7 protein-coding genes are annotated in these 17,450 nt (G+C 74.2%); 4 read left to right on the forward strand and 3 right to left on the reverse strand.

Going from position 1 to position 17,450, the window contains the following annotated elements:
- Positions 1 to 61 precede the first annotated feature (61 nt).
- From ACFV61_RS17395 to ACFV61_RS17410, 4 genes are read left to right on the forward strand one after another with little or no spacing between them, the layout of a single operon-like run.
- Positions 62 to 9,304 (forward strand): amino acid adenylation domain-containing protein, encoded by a 9,243-nt coding sequence (locus ACFV61_RS17395; RefSeq protein WP_380492467.1) that lies wholly within the window; start codon positions 62 to 64, stop codon positions 9,302 to 9,304.
- The gene (locus ACFV61_RS17400) at positions 9,291 to 10,970 is read left to right on the forward strand and encodes an NAD(P)/FAD-dependent oxidoreductase (protein WP_063346382.1); all 1,680 of its coding nucleotides are present in this window, start codon (positions 9,291 to 9,293) and stop codon (positions 10,968 to 10,970) included. Before ACFV61_RS17395 ends, ACFV61_RS17400 begins: the two co-directional genes overlap by 14 nt.
- The gene (locus tag ACFV61_RS17405) at positions 10,967 to 12,661 is read left to right on the forward strand and encodes a phytoene desaturase family protein (protein ID WP_380492468.1); all 1,695 of its coding nucleotides are present in this window, start codon (positions 10,967 to 10,969) and stop codon (positions 12,659 to 12,661) included. The genes ACFV61_RS17400 and ACFV61_RS17405 overlap by 4 nt, the downstream gene beginning before the upstream one ends.
- Positions 12,658 to 13,713 (forward strand): zinc-binding dehydrogenase, encoded by a 1,056-nt coding sequence (locus ACFV61_RS17410; RefSeq protein ID WP_380379203.1) that lies wholly within the window; start codon positions 12,658 to 12,660, stop codon positions 13,711 to 13,713. Before ACFV61_RS17405 ends, ACFV61_RS17410 begins: the two co-directional genes overlap by 4 nt.
- Before the next feature lie 64 nt (positions 13,714 to 13,777).
- Here the strand turns inward: ACFV61_RS17410 and ACFV61_RS17415 are convergent, their stop codons facing one another.
- From ACFV61_RS17415 to ACFV61_RS17425, 3 genes are all read right to left on the reverse strand, one after another.
- Positions 13,778 to 15,163, reverse strand: a complete 1,386-nt coding sequence (locus tag ACFV61_RS17415; protein ID WP_380492470.1) for a hypothetical protein — start codon at positions 15,161 to 15,163, stop codon at positions 13,778 to 13,780.
- Between the two features lie 162 nt (positions 15,164 to 15,325).
- Complete coding sequence (locus ACFV61_RS17420; protein WP_380429266.1) at positions 15,326 to 16,564, reverse strand: pyridoxal-phosphate dependent enzyme; 1,239 nt, start codon at positions 16,562 to 16,564, stop codon at positions 15,326 to 15,328.
- A gap of 107 nt (positions 16,565 to 16,671) precedes the next feature.
- Positions 16,672 to 17,226 (reverse strand): YceI family protein, encoded by a 555-nt coding sequence (locus ACFV61_RS17425; RefSeq protein ID WP_380492472.1) that lies wholly within the window; start codon positions 17,224 to 17,226, stop codon positions 16,672 to 16,674.
- Positions 17,227 to 17,450: the final 224 nt, after the last annotated feature.

The following is a 17,450-nucleotide window of genomic DNA, read 5'->3' on the forward strand; positions in this document are numbered from 1 at the left end:
GCGAGGCCGCTCTTCCTCCGCCCGTGTCCGCGCCGCCACGCCATCACCCTCGGATTGGATCATGACCACCTCGCCCTTCGCCGTGCCCTGCGACCGGATCGCGATCACCGGCATCGGCTGCCGCCTGCCGGGACACGCCAACGACCACCGGACCTACTGGCGCAACCTCGTCGAGGGCCGGGACTGCCTCACCGCGACACCCGCCGACCGCTACGACACCGGCACGCTCGGCAGCCGCGACCGCTCCAAACCGGGCCGCCTGATCGGCGGCCGGGGCGGCTACATCGACGGGTTCGACACCTTCGACCCGGACTTCTTCGGCATCAGCCCGCGCGAGGCCGAGCACATGGACCCGCAGCAGCGCAAGCTCCTGGAGGTCAGCTGGGAGGCCCTGGAGGACGGCGGCCTGCGCCCCGGCGAGCTGGCCGGCCGCGACGTCGGCGTCTACATGGGGGCCTTCACCCTCGACTACAAGATCCTCCAGTTCGCCGACCTCGACTTCCGCACGCTCGCCGCGCACACCGCCACCGGCACCATGATGACGATGGTGTCCAACCGGATCTCGCACTGCTTCGACTTCCGCGGCCCCAGCGTCTCGATCGACACCGCCTGCAGCTCCTCCCTGGTCGCGGTGCACCTCGCCTGTCAGAGCCTGCTCCGCGGCGAGACCGAACTCGCCCTGGCGGGCGGCGCGTTGCTGCACATGGCGCCGCAGTACACGATCGCCGAGACCAAGGGCGGCTTCCTGTCCGCCGACGGCCGCTCACGCGCCTTCGACGCCTCCGCCGACGGCTACGTCCGGGCCGAGGGGGTCGGCGTGGTCGTCCTCAAGCGGCTGTCGGACGCGCTGCGCGACGGCGACCCGGTGCACGCCGTCATCCTCGGCAGCGGCGTCAACCAGGACGGGCGCACCAACGGCATCACCGTCCCCAGCGCGGACGCCCAGGTCACCCTGATCGAACGGGTCTGCGCCGAGGCCGGGGTGGTGCCCGGCAGCCTCCAGTACGTCGAGGCGCACGGCACCTCCACCCCGGTCGGCGACCCGATCGAGGCGGCCGCGCTCGGCCGGGTGCTGGGCGTCGGCCGCCGCCCGGGCGACCGCTGCTACGTCGGCTCGGTGAAGACCAACATCGGGCACACCGAGGCCGCCGCCGGCGTCGCCGGGCTGATCAAGACCGCCCTCGCCCTCAAGCACCGGCGGATCCCGCCGCACCTCAACCTGGAACGGCCCAACCCCGGCATCGACCTGGCCGCGCTGCCCTTCGACATCCCGACCGCCCCGGTCGACTGGCCCGAGCACGACGGGCCGGCCCGGGCCGGCGTCAACTCCTTCGGCTTCGGCGGCACCAACGCGCACGTCCTGCTGGAGGAGGCGCCGAGCGCCGGGCCCGCCGCCCCGGCCCCGCAGCCGGCCTGCACCGTGCTGCCGCTGAGCGCCAAGGACGCCGCCGGACTGCCCGAACTCGCCGCCGGAATCCGCCGGGAGCTCGCCGCCGGGGTGCCGCTCGCCGACCTCGGCCACACCCTGGCGCACCGGCGCCAGCACCTGCCCGAGCGGCTCGCGGTGGTCTACTCCACGCAGGACGACCTGGACGAGGCGCTGGCCGCCCACGAGCGCGGCGAGGCGCACCCCAGGGTGCTCCAGGGCCGCGTCCGGGAGCGCCAACAGCGCCGCCTCGCCTGGGTGTTCACCGGCATGGGCCCGCAGTGGTGGGGCATGGGCCGGGGCCTGTACGAGAACGAACCGGTCTACCGGGCGGCCGTCCAGGCCTGCGACCGGGAGATCCGCGAGCAGGCCGGCTGGTCCCTGCTCGACGAACTGCACCGCGACGAGGCCGACTCCCGGATGGCCGAGACCTGGCTCGCCCAGCCCGCCAACTTCGCCGTCCAGCTGGGCCTGTCCGCGCTCTGGCGCAGCCACGGCCTGCGCCCCGACGCGGTGGTCGGGCACAGCACCGGCGAGGTCGCCGCCTTCCACGAGGCCGGGGTGTACGACCTGGCCGACGCCGTCCGGGTGGTGCTCGCCCGCAGCCGCCTCCAGCAGCGGCTGTCCGGCACCGGCACCATGCTCGCCGTCGGCCTCCCGGAGGCCGAGGCGGAGCGCCGGATCCGCCCGTACCGCGCCCGGGTCTCGCTGGCGGCCGTCAACAGCCCCTCCACCGTGACCCTGGCCGGCGACACCGACGCGCTGCGCGAACTCGCCGAGGAACTGCGCGGCCAGGAGGTGTTCACCCGCTTCCTGGAGGTCGAAGTCCCGTACCACAGCGTGCGGATGGACCCGATCCGGGACGAGCTGACCGCCGCGCTCGCCGCGCTCAAGCCCAACGAGGCCCGGCTGCCGCTCTACCTCACCGCCCGCGAGGGCCTCGCCCGCGGCCCCGAACTCGACGCCGGGTACTGGTGGCACAACGTCCGCAACCCGGTGCGCTTCCGCGCCGCCGTCGAACGGATGGCCCAGGACGGGCACGGCCTGTTCCTGGAAATCGGCCCGCACCCGGTGCTCGGCCACGCGATCCGCGAGTGCGTCGACGGCGCGCACGCCCTGGCGTCCATCCGCCGGCACGCCGACGAGCCCGCCTGCCTCACCCGGTCGCTCGCCGAACTGCACACCCTGGGCGTCGAACCGGACTGGCGCGCACTGCACCCGGCCGGCCGCCCGGTGCCGCTGCCCGGCTACCCGTGGCGGCGCGACCGGTACTGGGTCGAGCCGAGCGCCGTCCGGCAGGTCCGGCTCGGCGAGGTCGACCACCCGCTGCTCGGCCGCCGCACCGCGAGTGCCCAACCCGCCTGGACCACCGCACTCGACCCCGAGCGGCTGCCCTACCTGGCCGACCACCGGATCGAGGGCCAGGTGGTCTTCCCGGCGGCCGGGTACCTGGAGATGGCCGCCCAGGCCGTCCGCGCCCTCACCGGCGGCACCGAGGTGGTGCTCGCCGAGATCGAGCTGAACCGGGCCCTGTTCCTCTCCGACACCGAGCCCACCCCCGTCCAGCTCGGCTACGCCCCGGAGGACGCCCGCTTCACCATCGCCTCCACCCCGGCCGGCGGCGAACCGGTGGTGCACGCCGGCGGCCGGGTCCGCACCGGCCAGCGCCGCGCCCACGGGCCGGCGCTGGACGCCGAGGCGATCCGCTCGCGCGGACAGCGCTTCGACGGCCCCGACTGCTACCGGCTCCTCGCCGCCCGCGGCTACGACTACGGGCCCGCCTTCCAGGCCGTCCAGGAGGTGTGGGCGAGCCCCGGCGAGGCACTGGCCCGGATCAGCCCGACCGACCGGCTCGGCCCCGAGGCGGCCGACCACCAGCTGCACCCGGTGCTGCTCGACGCCTGCTTCCAGACCCTGCTGGCCACCCGGCTGCTCACCCCCGAGGACGGCGGCGTGCGGCTGCCGGTGTCCATCGAGGAGGTCCGGCTCGACCAGGTCGGCGACCGGCCGATCTGGGCGCACGCCACCGTCACCCGCGAGGGCGGCGGCGAACTCGTCGGCGACCTCGCCCTGTACACCGAGGACGGCACCCCGGTCGGCCGGATCACCGGCTTCCGGGTCGCCGACGTCGCGCAGGCCCCCGCCTCGGTCGGCCTCGCCACCATCGACGGCTGGCTCACCGAACTCGCCTGGACGGACGCCCCGGCCGCGCCCGCCGACCAGGACCTCGGCGACCTGCTGCTGTTCGCCGACACCGGCGGCCTCGCCGAACGCCTCGCCGCGCTGGCCGCCGAACGCGGCGCCCGCTGCCACCTGGTCCGGCCCGGCACCGACTACCGGCCCGGCGACGGGCACTCGACCGTCCGCCCGGACTCCGCCGAGGACCTCACCCGGCTCCTCACCGACCTCGGCCCCGGCTACCGCACCGTCGTCCAGCTGTGGAACCTCGACCAGCCCGCCCTCGACACCACCACGGCCGACCGGCTCGACCAGCTCGCCACCCTCGGCGGCTACGCGCTGATCGCCCTCGCCCAGGCCCTGCCCGCCGCCCTCCCGGACGCCCGGCTGCACATCGTCACCCGGGGCACCCAGGCCGCCGACCCCGCCGACCGGGTCGAGCCGCTCGGCGCACCCGCCTGGGGCATCGGACGGGTGCTCTGGCAGCAGGAACTCGTCGCCCAGCGCGGCACCCTGATCGACCTCGACCCCGCCGCCGACCCGCTCGACCAGGCCGAGGCGCTGCTCGCCGAACTCGCCTCCCGGGACGAGCAGGAGATCGCCCTGCGGGCCGGCCACCGCCGCACCAGCCGGCTCCGCCAGGCCGAGGGCCTCACCCGCCCGCTGCCGCCGGTCCTGCGCCCCGACGGCAGCTACCTGGTCACCGGCGCGTTCGGCGCGCTCGGCCGGCTGCTCTGCCGCACCCTGGTCCGGCGCGGCGCCCGGCGGCTGATCCTGGTCGGCCGCACCGCGCTGCCCGAGCGCGACCAGTGGTACCGGACCGACCCCGCCAGCCCGGCCGGGGAGCGGATCGCCTTCCTGCGCGAACTCCAGGCGCTCGGCGCCGAACCGCTGCTCGCCCCGGTCGACGTCACCGACGAGACCGCCCTCGCCGCCTGGCTCGCCGACTACCGGCAGCGCCAACGCCCGCCCATCCGCGGGGTGTTCCACCTCGCCGGGCAGGTCAAGGACGTGCTGGTGCCGCAGATGGACCGGGCCGCCTTCGACGCCGGATACGCCCCCAAGGTGGTCGGCGGCCACCTGCTGCACCGGCTGCTGCGCGACGAACCGCTCGACCACTTCGTGCTGTTCGCCTCCGTCGCCTCGCTGCTCACCACCGCCGGGCAGACCAACTACGCGGCCGGCAACGCCTTCCTGGACGCCCTCGCCCACCACCGCCGGGCCGCCGGCCTGCCCGCGCTCAGCCTCGACTGGGGCCCCTGGGCCACCGGCATGATCGAGGAACTGGGCCTGGTCGCCCACTACCGCGACGCCCGCGGCATGAGCTCGCTCCCGCCGGACGCCGGCACGGCCGTGCTGGAGCGCGTCCTCGGCCAGGACCGCGCCCAGCTGCTGGTCGCCACCGTGGTCGACTGGCCGACCTTCCTCGCCTGGTACCCCGCGCCGCCGCCGCTGGTCGCCGACCTGGCCGCCAGCGCCGCCGAGCAGGCCCCGGCCGAGACCGGCGGCTTCCTGGACGCCTACCGTACGGCGGATCCGCCGACCCGGCACCGGCTCGTCACCGAGCGGTTCACCGCCGCCGCCGCGGCCGTGCTGCGGATCGGCGCCGAGCGGATCGCCCCGGACACCAGACTCGGCGCACACGGCCTGGACTCGCTGCTCGCGATGGAGCTGCGCGCCCGGGTGCACGGCGAACTGGGCGTCGCCCTGCCGGTGGTGGCGCTGCTCAGCAACGGCACCGTCGGCGACCTGGTCGACCTGCTCGTCGCCGGCCTGGCCGAGCGGCTCGACGCCGAGGGCGGCCCCGAGCAGGCCGAGGTCGAGCTGTACACCGACGAGGCCCGCTACCCGCTCACCCACAACCAGCAGGCGCTGTGGTTCCTGCGCCAGCTGCACCCGGACGGCTTCGCCTACAACATCGGCGGCGCGGTGGAGGTGCGCGCCGAGCTCGACCCCGAGCTGGTCTTCGCCGCCTTCCGCACGCTGGTCGCCCGGCACCCCGGGCTGCGGGCCGCCTTCACCGCCGAGGAGGGCCGGCCGGTCCAGCGGATCCGCCCGGAGGCGGTGGCCGACACCGGACTGTTCGACGTCGAGGGCCGCCCCTGGGAGGAGATCCACGCGCTGATCGTCGCCGAGTACCGGCGGCCGTACGACCTCGCGAACGACCCGCTGGTCAGGCTGCGGCTGTTCCGGCGCGGACCGGACCGCTGGGTCCTGATGAAGGCCGTCCACCACATCGTCTCGGACGCGATCTCCACCTTCACCTTCATCGAGGAGCTGTTCGAGGTCTACGAGGCGCTGCGCCAGGGCCGCACCCCCGAACTCCCCGCCGTGGCCGCCCGCTACCTCGACTTCCTCAACCACCAGAACCGCTTCCTGGCCGGCCCCGACGCCCGGCGGATGCTCGACTACTGGCGCGGCCACCTGCCGGCCGAGATGCCCGTCCTCGCCCTGCCCACCGACCGGCCCCGGCCGGCCGTGCAGACCCACAACGGCGCCTCGGCGTTCTTCCGGCTCGACGCCGACCTGACCGCCCGCGTCCACGAGCTGGCCCGCGCGCACCACGCCACCCCGTTCATGGTGCTGCTGAGCGCCTACTACCTGCTGCTGCACCGCTGGTCGGGCCAGCAGGACATCGTGGTCGGCAGCCCCGTCACCGGCCGCACCCAGGAGGAGTTCGCCTCCGTCTACGGCTACTTCGTCAACCCGCTGCCGCTGCACGTCAGTTTGGCCGGGGAGCCGACCGTGGCCGAGCTGCTGGCCCGGGTGCGGGAGAGCGTGCTCGGCGGCCTGGACAACCAGGAGTACCCGTTCCCGCTGCTGGTCGAGCAGTTGGGGCTCCAGCACGACCCCAGCCGCTCGGCGGTGTTCCAGGCGATGTTCATCCTGCTCACCCACAAGGTCGCCGTGGAGCGCTTCGGCTACCGCCTGGAGTACATCGAACTCCCCGAGGAGGAAGGGCAGTTCGACCTGACGCTGTCCGCCTACGAGGACCGCGCGGACGGCTGCTTCCACTGCGTGTTCAAGTACAACTCCGACCTCTTCGACGCTGCCACCGTCGAGCGGCTGGCCGCGCACTACCGCAACCTGCTGGACGCCATGACCAGCGCCGGCACCGACCGCCCGGTCGGCCGGCTGCGGATGCTCGACGAGGCCGAACGCCGCCGCATCCTCACCGGGTTCAGCGGCGCCGACCGGCGGGCCGACCACGACACCCCGGTGCCCGAACTCGTCGCCAAGGCCGCCGCCGAACACCCCGAGGCCGTCGCCGTCACCTCCCCCCGCCCGGACGGCGTCCGCCGCCTCACCTACGGCAAACTCGACCGGCGGGCCCAGCGGACGGCCCTGCGGCTGCGCGAACTGGGCGTCGGCGAAGGCTCGGTGGTCGCGGTCTGCCTGGACAAGTCGCCCGAGCTGATCGTCGTCCTGCTGGCGATCTGGCGGGCCGGCGCCGCCTACCTGCCGCTCGACCCCGGCCACCCGGCCGACCGGCTCGCCTACCAGGTGACCGACGCCGGAGCCGCCCTCGTCGTGGTCGCCGAACGGAACCCGTTCGGCATCGAAGCGCCCGTCCGCCCCGTCACCCTGGACGAACTCGACCGGCCGGCCGCCGAGCGCGGCCCGCTGCCCGCCGCCGACCCGGACCGCCCCGCCTACGTCATCCACACCTCCGGCTCCACCGGCCGCCCGAAGGCCGTGCGGGTCGACCACCGCAACCTCGCCGCCGTCACCGCGGGCTGGCGCGCCGAGTACCGCCTCGACACCGAGGCCCGGGTGCACCTCCAGATGGCCGGGACCGCCTTCGACGTGTTCTCCGGCGACCTCGCCCGGGCGCTGAGCACCGGCGGCACCCTCGTCCTGGTCGACCGCGACCTGCTGTTCGACACCGCCCGGCTGTACCGCACCATGCGCGAGGAGGTCGTCGACTGCGGCGAGTTCGTGCCCGCCGTCGCCCGCGGCCTGCTGGCCCACTGCGAACGCGAGGGCCTGCGGCTGGACTTCCTGCGGCTGCTGGTCGTCGGCTCCGACTCCTGGAAGGCCGCCGAGCACCGGCGGCTGCGCGCCCTGTGCGGGCCGGACACCCGGCTGGTCAACTCCTACGGCCTGACCGAGGCCACCATCGACACCAGCTACTACGAGGGCGGGGCCGACGCCCTGGAGCCCGGCCGGATGGTGCCGATCGGCCGGCCCTTCCCCAACAGCGCGCTGTACATCCTCGACCACTACGGCGAGCCGGTACCGCCCGGCGTGCCCGGCGAGCTGTGGATCGGCGGCGCCGGTGTCGCCGCCGGCTACCCGAACGACCCGGAGCAGACCACCCGGCGCTTCACCACCCTGGAGCTCGACGGCCCGCCCGTCCGGCTCTACCGCACCGGCGACCTCGGCCACTGGGACGCCCACGGCACCGCCCACCTGCTCGGGCGGATCGACAACCAGGTCAAGGTGCGCGGCCACCGGATCGAGATCGGCGAGATCGAGGCCCACCTCACCGCCCGCCCCGAACTCGCCCAGGCCTGCGTGACTGTCCGTCAGGACGCCACCGGCGAAGCCGTGCTGGCCGCCTACCTGGTCCCCGCCGAGGGGACCACCCTGGACCGCCGGGAACTGCGCCGCCACCTGGCCGAGCACCTGCCCACCGTGATGATCCCCTCCCACCTCACCGAACTGCCCGCCCTGCCGCTCACCCCCAACGGCAAGGTCGACCTGGCCGCCCTGCCCGAGCCCCGGATCGACACCGGCGACGCGCAGCACGAACCGCCCGTCACCCTCTACGAGATCCGCACCGCCGAGCACTGGAGCAACCTGCTCGGCGTGGCGGAGGTCGGCCTCCAGCACGACTTCTTCGAACTCGGCGGCAGCTCCATCCGGCTGATCGAGCTGATCCACCACCTGCAGACCGAGTTCAACATCAGCATCCCGGTCGGCCTGCTCTTCAAGGTCACCACCCTGCACGGGATGGCCCGCACGCTGGAGCAGATCATCACCGGCGAAGTCGCCGGCGGCCAGCCGTACCTCTGGTTCAACCCCGGGGCGCCCGAAGGGCGGACGGTGTTCTGCTTCCCGCCGGCCGGCGGCCACGGCCTGGTCTACCGCCAGCTCGCCGCCCACCTGCCCGACCACCGGCTCGCCGCCTTCAACTACCTCGCCGGCGACGACAAGACCGCCCGCTACGCCGACCTGGTCGAGGAGCTGGAGGAGTCGGGGCCGTACGTCCTGCTCGGCTACTCGCTCGGCGGCAACCTCGCCTTCGAGGTGGCCCGGGAGCTCGAACGCCGAGGCCGTACGGTCAGTTCCGTCCTGGTGGTGGACTCCTACCGGATCCCCGAGCCCTTCGAGCTCGGCGAGGAGCACCTGGCCGTCTTCGAGCGCGAACTCCACGAGCACCTGCACCGGCACACCGGCTCCCGGATCGTCGCCCAGGAGACCCTCGAACAGGCCCGGGACTACCTGGCGTTCTGCAGCCGGACCCCCAACCTGGGCGTCCTGAAGGCCCCGCTCAACGTCGTCTGCGAACGGGACCGGCTGGCGCTGCACGCGGGCGGCGAGCACGGCTCCTGGCACGGCGCCTCCAGCGCCGGCACCGCCGTCCACGCCGGGCACGGCAGCCACGCCGAGATGCTCGACGCCGAGTTCGCCGCCCGCAACGCCGAACTGGCGGGCGCCATCCTGGCCGGAGGCACCGCCGATGGCCGGGCCTGAGCGCGGACCGGACTGGTCGAGCCGGGAGCGGGCCCCCGGCGGCCCGCCCCGGGTCATCGTGATCGGCGCGGGCATCGGCGGGCTCTCCACCGGCTGCTACGCGCAGATGAGCGGGCTGGAGACCCGGATCTTCGAGAAGCACGTGCTGCCCGGCGGCTGCTGCACCGCGTGGTCCCGGCACGGCTACCTGTTCGACTACTGCATCGACTGGCTGATCGGCACCGCCGAGGGCACCGGCGCGAACCAGGTGTGGCGCGAACTCGGCGCCCTCGACGGCAAGTCGATCACCCGCTTCGACGTCTTCAACCGCGTCGTCGACGAACACGGCCGCGCCGTCACCTTCTACGGGGACCCGGACCGGCTGGAACGGCACCTGCTGGCCACCGCCCCCGGCGACGCCAAGCCGATCCGGGCCTTCTGCCGGGACCTGCGCCGCTTCGCCGCCATCGACCTGCCCTGGGACCTCACCCCGCCGCCGCTGCGCGGCCCGGCCGAGCGGCTGCGCACCCTGCGCACCGTGCTGCCCGCGTTCCGGCTCTTCTGGCGGACCGCGACGACCCCGATGAGCGGCTTCGCCGAGCGCTTCCAGGACCCTCTGCTGCGGCGGGCGCTGCCCAACATGTTCCTCCAGGAGCCGGCCGGCTTCCCGCTGCTGCCGTACCTGTACACCCTGGCCGCCGCGCACAACGGCAACGCGGGCTTCCCGCAGGGCGGTTCGCTCGGGCTGGCCCGCTCGGTGGAGGAGCGCTACACCTCGCTCGGCGGGGTGATCGGCTACCGCTGCCGGGTGGAGCGGATCCTGGTCGAGGGGGACCGCGCCGTCGGCGTCCAACTCCGGGACGGCTCCCGGCACTTCGCCGACCACGTGGTGGCCGCCTGCGACGGGCCGACGGTGCTCGACCGGCTCCTCGAAGGCCGCTGGTCCAGCCCCGCCACCGACCGGCTGTACGGCGAGCTGCTGGACAAGCCCGGCAACCTGTACCCGGCCGTGGTCTCGGCCTTCGTCGGCGTGGACGGCCCGCTGCCCGAGGGCGAACCGCACAGCACCACCTACCTGCTGCCCCCCGAGCAGGGCGCCCGGCTGCCCGGCTCGCTCCAGCACAGCCTGGTCGTCCAGATGCGGTCGGACTACGCGGAGGGCTTCGCGCCGCCCGGCAAGTCGGTGCTGCACTGCACCTACTTCAGCGACTACCGCTCCTGGAAGGACCTGCGGGTCAGCGACCGCCGTGCCTACCGGGCGCGCAAGCAGGAAGTCGCCGCGTTCGTCCGGGAGTTCCTGGAGCGGACGTACCCGGGGCTCGGCCGCCGGATCGAACTCGTCGACGTCGCCTCCCCGGTGACCACCGAGCGGTTCACCGGCAACACCTACGGCAGCATCCTCGCCTGGCAGGCCTTCTCCGAGGCCGAGGACGCCGCCAACCGGCTGGTCAACCGGGACCGGATGCGGCTGCCCGGGCTGCGCGGCTTCTCGATGGCCGGCCAGTGGGCCGGCCTCGGCGGTCTGATCCGCGCCGCCACCAGCGGCCGGTACGCCGCGCAGTACCTCTGCCGGGAGCTCGGCCGGCCGTTCCGGGCCTGGCCCAGTGACAACCAGGAACCTTGGCACGCGGGCAAGTTGGGCAAACTGCCGCAACTCGACCGGGCCACCGTGGGAGTGCCGGAATGACCGGAACGAGTACCAGCAGGCAGACCATGGTGATCGTCGGGGGCGGGCTGGGCGGCCTGTCGACCGGCTGCTACGCGCAGATGAACGGCTACCGCACCACCGTCCTGGAGATGCACGAACTCCCCGGCGGCTGCTGCACGGCCTGGGACCGCGGCGAGTTCACCTTCGACTGCTGCGTGAGCTGGCTGCTCGGCAGCGGCCCCGGCAACGAGATGCACCAGATCTGGCTCGAACTCGGCGCGCTGCAGGGCAAGGTGATGCGCAACTTCGACGTCTTCAACGTGGTGCGCACCAGGGACGGCCGCGCCGTCTACTTCTACTCCGACCCCGACCGTCTCGAAGCGCACCTGCTCGACCTCGCCCCGGAGGACGCCCGACGGATCCGGCAGTTCTGCGCAGGGCTGCGCAAGTTCCGCCGCGCCCTGGTCCGTTACCCCTTCCTCAAGCCGGTCGGACTGATGGGCCGGGCCGAACGCTGGCGGATGCTCGCCTCCTTCCTGCCGTACTTCAACGTCATCCGGCGCTCGATCACGGTGCTGATGAGCGACTACTCGGCGCGCTTCCGGAGCCCGCTGCTGCGCGAGGCGTTCAACTTCGTCCTCTACGAGCAGCACCCCAACTTCCCGGTGCTGCCCACCTACTTCCAACTCGCCTCGCACGCCGGGCAGTCGGCCGGGGTGCCGGAGGGCGGCTCGCTCGGGCTGGCCCGCTCGATCGAGCAGCGCTACCGGCGGCTCGGCGGCGAGATCAGCTACAACACCAAGGTGGCCGAGATCCTGGTCGAGCAGGACCGGGCCGTCGGGGTGCGGCTGAGTGACGGACGGGAGATCCGGGCGGACATCGTGGTCGCCGCCTGCGACGGACGCACCACCATGCTGGACCTGCTCAAGGGCCGCTACCTGAACGACACCTACCGCCGGCTGTACACCCGGACCATCACCGAGCCCGGCATGGTCTTCCCCGGCTACCTCACCGTCTTCCTGGGCCTGCGCCGCCCCTTCCCGGCCGGGGACCCGTGCACCACCTACCTGCTGGAGGACGAGGTCGCCGACCGGCTCACCGGCATCCGCCACCCCAGCATCAACGTCCAGTTCCGCAGCCGCCACTACCCCGAGCTGTCGCCCGCCGCGACGACCGTCGTCTACGCCAGCTACTTCTGCGACATCGCCCCCTGGCGGGAGTTGAGCACCGGCCCGGAGCAGGCGCCGCGGCTGCGGCGGGGCGAGGAACTGCACACCCTGCCGGTGGGGCGCGGCCGCGAGTACCAGCGCGAGAAGCGGCGGGTGCGGGACGCCATCGTGGAGTTCCTGGACGGGCACCACCCCGGTCTGCGGGACGCCGTCGCGGTCAAGGACGTGTCCACCCCGCTCACCCAGGTCCGCTACACCGGCAACTACGACGGCACGGTGCTCGGCTGGCAGCCGTTCGTGGAGAGCGGCGAGACGCTGGAGGAGGAGATCAAGCGCAACGGGCCCGGGCTGCCCGGCCTGGCGAACTTCTACCTCTCCGGCGTGTGGGCGACCACCGGGGGACTGATCCGGGCGGCCGCCGCCGGCCGGCACGTCGTCCAGTTCATCTGCCGCGACGACGGCCGGCCGTTCACCGCCGCCGTGGACGACAGCGCGCCGCCGCCCACCCTGGTCATCGAACCGGTCGGGCCCGCCGACCGGCGGTTTGGAGTCACCTCATGAGGGTCGAGAAGTGGGTCGTCCGCGAGCACGTGGACGGCGTGCCGGACGTCGAGCGGATGTACCGGAAGGTGGTCGAGGAGGTGGACGTCCGCCTCGCCGCGGACGAGATGCTGCTGCGGACCAGGTACGTCTCGGTCGACCCGTACCTCCAGGGGATCGCCCTGGACACCCCGATCGGCGACCACATGGGCGCGGACTCCATCATGGAGGTGGTGGAGGCCGGGCCGGACGCCGCCTTCGCCGTCGGTGACCTCGTGCAGGGCTTCGGCGGCTGGCGCAGCCACGTGATCAGCAACGGCGCCCCGGCGCTCTGGCAGACCGGCACCTTCCCGATGGTCTTCCCCGCCTACCGGCGGCTGGACCGGGGCGACTACGACGACGCCCTGCCGCTCTCCACCGCCCTCGGCGTCCTCGGCGGTCCGGGGATGACCGCCTGGGGCACGGTCGAGAAGTTCCTCAAGGTCCGGCCGGGGGACACCGTGCTGGTCAGCGGGGCGTCCGGGGCGGTCGGATCGGTGGTCGGACAGCTGGCCCGGCACCGGGGGGCCCGGGTCATCGGCACCACGGCCACCCCGGCCAAGGCCGCCCGGCTGCGTGAGCTGGGCTTCGACGCGGTCCTGCTCTACCGCGACGGCGACGACCCCGAGCGGCTGCGGGAGGAGATCGCCAAGCTCGCCCCGGCCGGCATCGACCGCTACTTCGACAGCCTCGGCGGGGCGCTCACCGACGCGGTCTTCTCCCAGCTCGCCGTGGACAGCCGGGTCGCGGTCTGCTGGCAGTGGGGCAGCCAGGTCGGCGGCGACTGGGCGGGCCCGCGACTGCTGCCGATGATCATGTTCCCGCGCACCACCATCCGCGGCATCTTCTCGCTGGAGTGGTTCACCGAGGAGAACTGGTCGGCGCTGCGGCAGGAACTGGGCGCCCTCGTCCGCAGCGGCGACCTCGGCTACCAGCAGACCGTCCACCGGGGCTTCGACAACATCCCGGCCGCCTACCGCAGCCTGTACGTGGACCGCTCCGCGAACCGGGGCAAGGTGCTCGTCGAACTCTGAGCCGGGCGGTCCGCGGGGCCTGCCGGGGCGGGCGGTTCGTGGGCCCGCCCCGGCCGGGCGCAGGTCAGTTCAGGGTGAACCAGGTGGAGCGGGACTTCTTCCACTCCGGCTGGGCGAGGTCCTTGGCGGCGGTGCCGTCGCCGTACAGGTCGGCGGAGCCGTCGTCGGTGATCAGCTGGGCCCGGGCGCCGGGGGCGTCCAGGTTCGGCACGTCCGGGACGGCCTCCCAGGCGCCGGCGTCGCTGGTCGGCAGGTCGACCAGCTTGACCGGCTGGGAGCCCGGCTGCCCGTTCCAGCGGTAGAGGGCGTACGGGGCGGAGTTGTCCTCGGCGGACCAGGAGCCGGCCACGATCAGGTACTGGCCGAGGTCGTTGCGGCGCAGGTCGCGGATGGAGAGCCCGCCGAGGTCCAGCTCGACCGGCTCGCCGAAGGTCGCGTGCGAGGCCGAACCGGACAGCAGCGACGGGAGGTTGGTGACCGGGACGAGCAGCGCGCGGCCGCCGGTGACCGCCGGGGTCAGCGGCGCGCGGAAGCCGATGTACGCGGTGGTGGTGCTGCCCGGGGCGAACTCCAGCCCCTCGACGTTGAATCCGTCGATCTGCTTGGGCGCCTGCCCGTCCGCCGCGCCCGCCGCGAAGCCGTAGCGGTCGCCGTGGGCGCCGTCCCAGGCGATCAGGTCGTCGCGCAGGCCGTGGTACGAACCGGCCAGCGACAGCTGGGTGTTGGCGCCCGAGCCGGTGACCTTCGTGGTGAACACGGTGTGCCGGTCCGGCTTGACCTTGCCGTCCTTGTTGTTGCCGAGCGAGCCCGTCCAGTAGATCGTGTCGCCGACCCGGGCCGCGGCCTCGATGTCGATCTCCTTGGAGACGCCGAGCGCGGAGCTGAAGTCCCAGGTGCGGACCGGCGCGCCGGAGGCGTTGCGGTCGTACAGCCGCAGCACGTTGGACTCGTCGTCGCCCACCAGGATGTAGCCGCCGCCCGCGTCCACCGCGGCCGAGGCGTCGCTGGAACCGGTCAGGTAGCGGCTGGCGGCCGGGAACTGGACGGCGGGGGAGGCCGCGTAGTGCAGGGTGCGGGTCGCGGTCTTGCCGCCCAGGCCGGTCACCTTGATGGTGAGGTCGGTGTAGCCGACGCCCTGCGCGGCGACCGCCAGGGTGCGGGTGCCGCCGGTGCCCGTCACCGCCACGTCGCCGGTCCGCGCGACGGCGCTGCGGGTGCTCGCCGAGGCGGCGACGGTCAGCGCCGAGGCCGCGGCCCCGCTCTGCGCCACCGCCACGGACACCGTCGGGTCGCCGGTGGCGCCGACCGCGCCGGACAGGTAGCCGGCCGAGAAGGTGATCGTCGGAGTGCCGTACGAGGCCGCGGCGGCCGGGACGACCGGCAGGGCGAGTACGGGCACCGCCGCGACGGCGACGGCCAGCGGCAGCAGACGGCGGGGGGAACGGGACACGGTGACAGCCCTTCGACGCACGGGGAGGAGCGGGGGCGGTGCGGATCCGGACCAGCCTGGGCGGCCGCGGCGAACGCCAACCCTACGCCGGCGAACCGGACGGCGAACAGCAGGCCTCCAACGGCGGGCGGGAGTTGGGGGAAAGGCCCGGCCGGGCATGGCCTAGCCGCGGATTCCGGCCGTGTGCAGGCGGCGGCGGACCTCCTCCCACTCCGGGGCGACCGGCGCGGTCGACCGCGCGCCGACGCCCCGGTCCTTGAACCCGCTGGACGTCGACACGCATACCACCGGCCCCTCGGCCTCCCCGAGGCCCTCGACGCCGCCGAGGCTGCGCAGCCCCGCGAGCCCGGCCGCCGCGGACAGCTCCGTCCAGAGCCCGGAGCGGGCCAGTTCGGCCTGGGCGGACGCGAGTTGGCCGTCGTCCAGGGTCAGCACCCGGCCGCCGCTCTCGCGGACCGCGACCACGCCCCGGTAACCGCCGACCGGGGAGGCGATCGAGTACGCCTCGCTCGGCCCCACCGTCACCCGGGCCGCCGGCAGGCCCTGGCGGACGGCCAGGGCGAGCGGCGCGCCGGACGCGGACTCGCAGGCGACGATGCGCGGCACCCGGTCGGCCAGGCCGAGCCGGTGCAGTTCGCTGAAGCCCTTCCAGACGCCGAAGAGCAGCTCCCCGTAGCCGGTGGGCACGAACACCGCGGCGGGCACGCCGATGTCCCGGAAGATCTCGTACGCCACCGTCTTGTAGCCCTCGGGGCCGTACGCGTGGCCGGTGTGGGTGGTGGTGAGGTTGCTGACCGGGTGCAGGCCCAGCCGGTCCACGACCTGCCGCAGCAGCGGCCAGCGGGCCTCCCACGGCACCGGCAGCACGACGGCGCCGTAGGCGTTGAGGAACGCGTCGACGGCCGGCGGCAGGTCGGGCCCGGTGAACACCACGCAGCGCAGCCCGGCCCGGGCGGCGTAGGCGGCGGCGGACGCGCCGTGGTTGCCGGAGGAGGCCACCGCGATCCCGGGCGCGCCGACGCCCACGGCGGCGCTGGTGGTGCAGCGGTTCAGCCGGTCCTTGTGGCTCCAGGTCGGGTTGCGGGCCTCGTCCTTGACGTACACCCCGGGTTCGAGCTCGACCAGCGGCGTGCCGCCCTCGCCCAGGCCCGGCGCGAGCAGCGGCGGCAACAGGGGGGCCCACCGCTCCAGCCCGCCGCGCGGCGCCCCGGCGTCCGCCCCCGGGGCGAACAGGGCGGCCGCGTCGGCCTTGAGGTAGGCGTAGTCGACCTCGACGGGGTAGGACACGTCCTCGGTGCCGGTGCGGGGACAGCCCGCGGTGAGCGGGGGCCACAACGGGTAGTCGAGGGTGGGATCGCCGAGGGAGCGCTGGCCGGTTGCGAGGGAGCCGTCTGTCGCCATGTCAGGAGCCTAACCGGACCTGCGGCGCCCGGTCCGGCGGATTTCGGGGCCCGGTGGGCGGGGGATGGCGGGCGGGGGATGGCGGGCCTCAGGGGTTCCTGCGGCCGCTACTGGCCCTGCCGGACGGCCGAGACGTCGAACTCCAGGACGACCTTGTCGCCGACCAGGACGCCGCCGCTCTCCAGGGCCGCGTTCCAGGTCACCCCGAAGTCCTTGCGGCTGATCGTCACCGAACCCTCCAGGCCCACCCGCAGGTTGCCCTGGGGGTCGACGGCGTTGCCGGTGTACTCGACGTCGATGGTGACCGGGCGGGTGACGTCCTTGACGGTGAGGTCGCCCGTCACCCGGAACTCGCCGTCCCCGCGCGGCTCGACCGCCGTCGTGGCGAAGGCGATGGTCGGGAACTTCGGCACGTCCAGGAAGTCGTTGGTGCGCAGGTGCTGGTCGCGCTGCTCGACGCCGGTGTCGATGCTCTCGGTCCGGATCGTCACCCGGGCGGTGGAACGGCCCGGGTCGGCGCCGTCCAGGTGGGCGCTGCCCTCGAAGGCGGTGAAGGAGCCGCGGACCTTGGTCACCATGGCGTGGCGCGCCACGAAGCCGATCCGGGTGTGGGCGGGGTCGAGGACGTAGTCCCCGGTGAGATCGGACAGGGAGACGGTCATGGTCGGCTTACCTCCTGGGCCTGTGTGGGGCCTCTGCGGGGAATCGCGGGGGTCGGGTCCTCGGGGGTCGCCGACCTCGGCGGCGGTGCCGCCCCGGCCGCCCCGGACCACGCTAGGTGCTGCGCCCCGTCCCCGCCCGTCGGGCCCGGGCCCCGGGGGTAGACCGGGGGGGCCCCGCCCCCGGGGGTGGGCCCCGGCGCGGGGTCGACGGGGGGGGGGGCGCG

The organism is Kitasatospora sp. NPDC059817, assembly GCF_042731835.1.
In the GTDB taxonomy this organism is placed as follows: Bacteria; Actinomycetota; Actinomycetes; order Streptomycetales; family Streptomycetaceae; genus Kitasatospora.